The sequence below is a fragment of the Vicinamibacteria bacterium genome, from assembly GCA_035620555.1.
Lineage (GTDB): Bacteria > Acidobacteriota > Vicinamibacteria > Marinacidobacterales > SMYC01 > DASPGQ01.
This window is the reverse complement of record DASPGQ010000577.1, coordinates 1-5,777: the sequence shown is the minus strand read 5'-3', so window position 1 is coordinate 5,777 and position 5,777 is coordinate 1. Positions and strand designations below refer to the sequence as shown.

At 62.6% G+C, this 5,777-nt stretch carries 7 protein-coding genes; 1 reads left to right on the top strand and 6 read right to left on the bottom strand.

Annotation, left to right across the window (positions count from 1 at the left end; all coding sequences use genetic code 11):
- On the top strand, positions 1-213 hold a 213-nt coding region (locus tag VEK15_23455; protein ID HXV63677.1), incomplete at its 5' end, for a hypothetical protein.
- A 976-nt stretch (positions 214-1,189) separates the two neighbouring features.
- Here the strand turns inward: VEK15_23455 and VEK15_23450 are convergent.
- The 6 genes from VEK15_23450 to VEK15_23425 all read right to left on the bottom strand — a co-directional run.
- Positions 1,190-1,519: a chaperone modulator CbpM gene (locus VEK15_23450; GenBank protein ID HXV63676.1), complete on the bottom strand. Its 330-nt coding sequence runs from the start codon at positions 1,517-1,519 to the stop codon at positions 1,190-1,192.
- Positions 1,516-2,466 (bottom strand): J domain-containing protein, encoded by a 951-nt coding sequence (locus VEK15_23445; protein ID HXV63675.1) that lies wholly within the window; start codon positions 2,464-2,466, stop codon positions 1,516-1,518. Before VEK15_23445 ends, VEK15_23450 begins: the two co-directional genes overlap by 4 nt.
- Positions 2,467-2,609: 143 nt before the next feature.
- On the bottom strand, positions 2,610-2,825 hold the full coding sequence (locus VEK15_23440) for a hypothetical protein (protein ID HXV63674.1): 216 nt from the start codon (positions 2,823-2,825) through the stop codon (positions 2,610-2,612).
- A 22-nt stretch (positions 2,826-2,847) separates the two neighbouring features.
- Positions 2,848-3,327 carry a nucleotide exchange factor GrpE gene (locus VEK15_23435; protein HXV63673.1) on the bottom strand — a complete coding sequence of 160 codons (480 nt, stop codon included), beginning with the start codon at positions 3,325-3,327 and terminating at the stop codon, positions 2,848-2,850.
- 3 nt (positions 3,328-3,330) lie between these two features.
- Positions 3,331-5,217, bottom strand: coding sequence for a molecular chaperone DnaK (dnaK, locus tag VEK15_23430; GenBank protein HXV63672.1), 1,887 nt, complete (start codon positions 5,215-5,217; stop codon positions 3,331-3,333).
- Between the two features lie 13 nt (positions 5,218-5,230).
- Positions 5,231-5,777, bottom strand: a 547-nt coding sequence (locus VEK15_23425; GenBank protein HXV63671.1) for a hypothetical protein, incomplete at its 5' end; no start/stop codon positions are given.

The following is a 5,777-nucleotide window of genomic DNA, read 5'->3' as shown; positions in this document are numbered from 1 at the left end:
AGCTTCAAGCTGGAGTTGGCGGAGATGAAGGACAGGCATCACCTGAACTTCGACACCTACGAGGAAGGGAAAGCTCACGCTGCAAGAACATTTCGATTGGGTGGTTTTCCACGAGAAGCGACCGTTCACCCGGGCTCAGGGCGCTTGATGTTCGCGGCAATCGAAACCTTAGGTCGCCTGCTTCGGTGGTCAGCAACGAAGGACGCGAACTGAATGCGTATCGAAAGGATCAAACCTGGTCGCTCAGCTCAAGATCCGGCACGGGCTGAGAGGAAATAGAGAACCCATGAACCCGTCCAGCTTGACCGGCGATCTTAGCCGATGTTCGCGTCGGGCTTGCGGATGTGCACCTTTCGAGTCCGAAGCGCTGGACATCGGCTCAGGCGCCAGCCCGGCGGGTCGTCTATATCGAAAATACCCCGATGTTCGTCCGGATCGCGGAAGGTTTGGGGATTAGGACGTTTCTTCACACGGCTTGCTGGTCCACGTGCGCGAAACAAGCTTCGCTCGGATTGCAGAATGACGAAAGCGTCATTCATGAAACCCGCCAACCCGTGCATCCTGACGATCAACGCGGGACGACACTGACGTTCCATGACCCTACCAGGAATTCTCAGGACAGCTGGCCGCTCGTCGGACATCAAGTTCGCGCTGTATCGGACAAGCGGACGGGCTGGAGCGAAAGCTTTACGGAAAGATTGATCGCATCGGTTTGAGTGGCCACAGCCTCGCCGCCTCCGATCACGAATCGGCGGCGAATTCCCTGGCTTGATTGGCTCGAGAAGCAAAATGGTTTCGAATCGGTCCGGGCTTCCCGGACACCGGGTGGTCTACGGCATGAAACACGCGGAGCCTTGAGCCTGTTACCAAGGAATTGCTGGATGAAGAGCCGCCCAGAATGCTCGGTCCCGTGTCATCGAGCGCGGCCGAGGATTCCGTTTCCTGAGCGCCGTGACTTGCTGCCGCAGAGCTAGATTCTCGACCGGTGCATTACGCGCGATGTGCGGTGACCGCGCGGACCTCGTGTTGCGCCGAGTGAGACGAGGAAAACGAGAACACGGAACATGGTGGCGAAGTTTCGCCTTCTTAGGCCCGGAACTCAAGCCGGATGCAGGTCCTTGTTTTCACAGGCTCACGAGTATTGACGAGGGACAACGTCTTCGTGGTTCGTTTCTCTTGTAGGACGAGCTCATTGGCAGTCCTCCCACTCGGATTCCACCCAGTCTCGGGGAAGCTCTCCACCCGGCCGCGAGAGCGACAATCGCAACCGCCGGAGCTCTTCCTGGAGCTGCCGAATCCGCGCGTTCATGCGAAGAACGATCTCGATCGCCGCGTGATCGAGTCCCACGTCCTCATGGAGGCGGCGCACCCGGCGGAGCTCCGCCACAGCCGCTGGAGAATAGCCTTCCGAAGAGGGGACAACAAGCCCGATCTCTGCATAGTACGAGACGACGGTCACGTCGATTCTAGCGAGCCTCGCCGCGCCTTCAGCGTCGAGGAGCCTGTCGTTCTCGTTCATCTCTCGCCTCCTTTCTTCGTGCGTCCGTCGGCGAGCTTTCGCAGTCCAACGATCTCAGCGTCGCTAATGGGCTCGGGGAGAACGAGCTTGACCCGCGCCCACATATCGCCGCGTTCGCCGGGCTGGCCGAGCCGCGGCATGCCTTTACCCCGGAGACGGAACGTCTTGTCCGCCTGGCTCCGCCCCGGGATCTTCAGGGTCACCGCACCATCGATGGTCTGGACGCGCGCGTCGCCGCCGATGGCGGCGGTATAGAAATCCACGTGCACATCCGCCCGCAGGTCGTCGCCCTTACGAGTGAAGGTAGGATGGGGAGCGACCTCGACGACGAGATAGAGATCGCCCGCGCTCGCCCCTCCGCTCCCGGGCGAACCCTGCCCCTGGAGCCTGACGCGGGAGCCCGAGCGGACTCCAGGCGGGATTCTGGCCTCGATCCGACGCTCGCCGATCTGAAGGCCTCGGGTCGTCCCATGAAACGCCTCTTCGAGAGTGATCTCGATTCCGCCATCGAGGTCCCGTCCTCGCCGTGGTCCCGCGGTGCGGCCGGCGCCCACCGATGCGCCTTGGCCGAATATCGACCCGAAGAAGTCGGAGAACGGGCTTCCGCCGCCGAAGAGGTCCTCGACATCCTCCGGAGAGACGTTGTAGCTTCGTCCCTGCTGGTCGGGCGCGGTCTGCCATTGGCCCCAGTCGAAGTCGCCGCGACCGCCGCGCTCGCCCCACTGCTGATACTGCCGGCGGAGCTCGTCGTACTTCTTCCGGCGCTCGGGATCGGAGAGCGCCTGGTATGCTTCGTTGATCTCCTTGAAGCGCTCCTCGGACGCCTTGTCTCCGGGCTTGACGTCGGGATGATGTTGGCGCGCGAGCTTCCGGTACGCCTGCTTGATGGCCTTGTCGTCGGAGTCGGGCGCGACTCCGAGCGCCGTGTAGTAGTCTTTGAACTCCAAGCGCCTATAGCCCCGGAGCCCCCGCCGAGCTCCAGCGCCCTCGACGAAGCCTTGGTGAAGTCGACCTCCCGCCGCTCTCTTGCGGAAGATGAACTTTCCGCCCTCGCCCGCGTCCGACGAGGATCAAGTCGCCCCCGCAGAACTCACCCTGAAGAAGGATGCAGCGAAAGCTCGTTCGAGATCTGCTGCTGGATGAGCCGCTTCAAGGGCCGGGCATCGAAGATTGGGTCGCATCCGACGTCCGCCAGGCGGCTCCACCTGGCTGTTTCCGTTGCGCTCGGCGAGGCCTTGCGCCGTCTGGGTCGCCTCCTGCGACTTTTTCGTGAAGCGATTGATATCGAATGCCATCGTCTTACCATTCGTCGTTTCCGGCCGCCGTCTTCAGGCGTGACGCGGAGGCCGTACTACGGTTACCCGCGCCGGGCGCAGCACCCGTCCCTCGTGTGTGTAACCTGCCTGTCCGACTGCCGAAACCGTAGGTTCGGGTACCGCGCCCTCACGAGTCTCGATCGCCTCCTGGGACTCGGGATTGAAAAGCACTCCGGGCTCGACATCTATCGGCACGACTCCCTCGCGGCGCAAAACGTCGAGGAGCTGCTCCCGGGTCGCGCGCACTCCGGGCGAAAGCGCGTCCGTGCCGTTCGAGTACTCGAGGGCGCGTTCCAGATTGTCCACCACTTCGATGAGTCGCAGGTAGAGATCCTGAAGCCGGTTCCGCGCCCGTAGCTCGGTCATTCGCTCCGCCTGCCTGCGAGCGTTCTCCATCGAAGCGGCGGCGCGGAGATACTTGTCCTTGAGCTCCTCGTTCTCCTGGAGCAGCGCAGTCAATTTCCTCTGGATTTCTTCGAGCTCCGGGCCCAAGACCTACACCTCCGTAAACTCACCCTCGATCACGTCGTCGTCGCCGCCATGGCCTAGGGGCGTGCCTCCGGAGCCGCCGCCGTAGCTTTGCGCCGTCGTCTGCTGCGCCAGCGCGTTCGCGATTTGCTGGAGAGCTTCCGCGCCCTGACGGATGCGACCCGGGTCGTCACCCCCCATCGCCGTCCGCAGCTCTTCGATTTTGGACTCCGCCCTGGCTCGGTCCGAAGACGGCACTCGATCCCCGAGGTTCTTGAGGGACTTCTCCACCTGATAGATCAGCGTGTCCGCCTGGTTTCGCACGTCCACCAGCTCGCGCAGCTTGCGATCATCGACGGCATGTTGCTGCGCTTCGCGCACCAGGCGCTCGACGTCCGTTTTGCCGAGGTTCGTCGAGGCGGTGATCGCGACCGTCTGCTCTTTCCCTGTTGCTTTGTCCTTTGCCGACACGTTTATGATGCCGTTGGCGTCGATGTCGAACGTGACCTCGACCTGCGGCACCCCCCGGGGCGCGGGCGCGATTCCTTCGAGCCGGAACTTGCCGAGCGTCATGTTGTCGGACGCCATCTCCCGCTCTCCTTGGAGTATGTGAACGTCCACCCCCGTCTGGTTGTCCTCCGCAGTGGAGAAGGTCTCCGTTTTTCGAGTAGGGATGGTGGTGTTGCGCTCGATGAGCTTCGTCGTGACGCCGCCGAGAGTCTCCACTCCCAACGACAGGGGAGTGACGTCGAGGAGCAGCACATCCTTGACCTCGCCCCCGAGGACTCCTCCCTGGATTGCAGCGCCGATCGCGACCACCTCGTCGGGGTTCACGCCCCGATGGGGCTCTTTCCCGCCGGCGAGCTTCCGCACTCGTTCCTGGACCATGGGCATCCTGGTGGAGCCACCCACGAGGACCACTTCGTCGATCCGGCCGGCGTCGAGGGCGGCATCCTTCAGCGCCCGCTCGAAAGGACCGGAACATCGCTCCAGCAAGTCCTCCGTCATCTGCTCGAACTTGCTCCGGGTGAGCTTCACCGCGAGATGCTTGGGCCCGCCGCCGTCGGCGGTGATGAACGGCAGGTTGATCTCGGTCTCCACCACGTTCGAGAGCTCGATCTTGGCTTTCTCAGCGGCTTCGCGAAGCCGCTGAAGCGCCTGGCGATCCTTTCCCAGGTCGATGCCCTGATCCTTCCGAAACTCCTCGATGAGGAATCGTACGATCCTCTCGTCCCAGTCGTCGCCGCCGAGGTGGGTGTCGCCGTTCGTGGCCTTGACTTCGACCAGACCCTCGCTCACCTCGAGGACGGAAACGTCGAACGTGCCGCCGCCTAGGTCGAAGACCAGGATCGTCTCGTTGGTCTTCTTGTCGAGGCCGTAGGCCAGGGCCGCGGCGGTGGGCTCGTTGATGATGCGGAGGACCTCGAGCCCGGCGATGGTGCCCGCATCCTTCGTCGCCTGCCGCTGGCTGTCGTTGAAGTAGGCGGGAACGGTGATGACGGCTTGGCTCACGGGCTCGCCCAGGAACGCCTCGGCGTCCCGCTTCAGCTTCTGGAGCACCTTGGCGCTGATCTCCTGGGGAGGCATCGTTTTGCCGGTGGCCGGCACCTGGACCCGGGCGTCACCCGACGGTCCGGCCATCACCTTGTAGGAGACGATTTTGCGCTCCTCCTCGACCTCGTCGTATCGGCGTCCGATGAAGCGCTTGATCGAGTAGATAGTGTTCTCGGAGTTCACGATCGCCTGGCGTTTGGCGATTTGTCCCACCAGGATCTCTCCCTTGGGGGTGAAGGCGACGACCGAGGGACAGAGGTTGCTGCCTTCCGCGGTGGGAATTACCACGGGGTCTCCGTTCTGGATGATCGCAACCACGCTGTTGGTGGTGCCAAGATCGATGCCTACGATTCTTGCCATGATGGAACCTCCTTCAGGGCTCTGATGAAGACCGCCGGGCAGCTTCCGCACGCTTTCTGCGGCGTTTCGAAAAGTCTGTCAGGCCACCTTGAACGTCGGTGGCCTTGGGTTTCACGTTCTTGCTCATGGGCGGTTGGACGTTCGATATTTCAATACCCCAAGTTCTCGAGTTCCGCCCGCATCTTCCGGACCATCGTTCCGTGCGAGCTTGGCCGTCAGCCTCGAAGGCCACCCGCGGTGCGAGCGATGAAGCCATGGTGACTCGATTTTCGATACGGTCGATAGCAATCACATCCGGCGCCTCCAGTCGACTCATCAAGCTTTGGTAGGTACGTTGCCGCCGGTCGGCAGGCACGGTGCGGGCGGCCTTTTCAGCCGCTTGACGCGGACTGTCGCCCTGGTTGCTCTCCAGTTGATACGTTCCAGTCAGGCGATGATAGGGCCCCGTACCGACGGCCCCCGGCGTGTATTGAGGATCGCTCCAATTCCAAGCAACGTGATACGCCCGCGCCAGTTCATCCACATCGTGGCGCAGCGAGAGCCAGTCGTTTTCCGCTTGC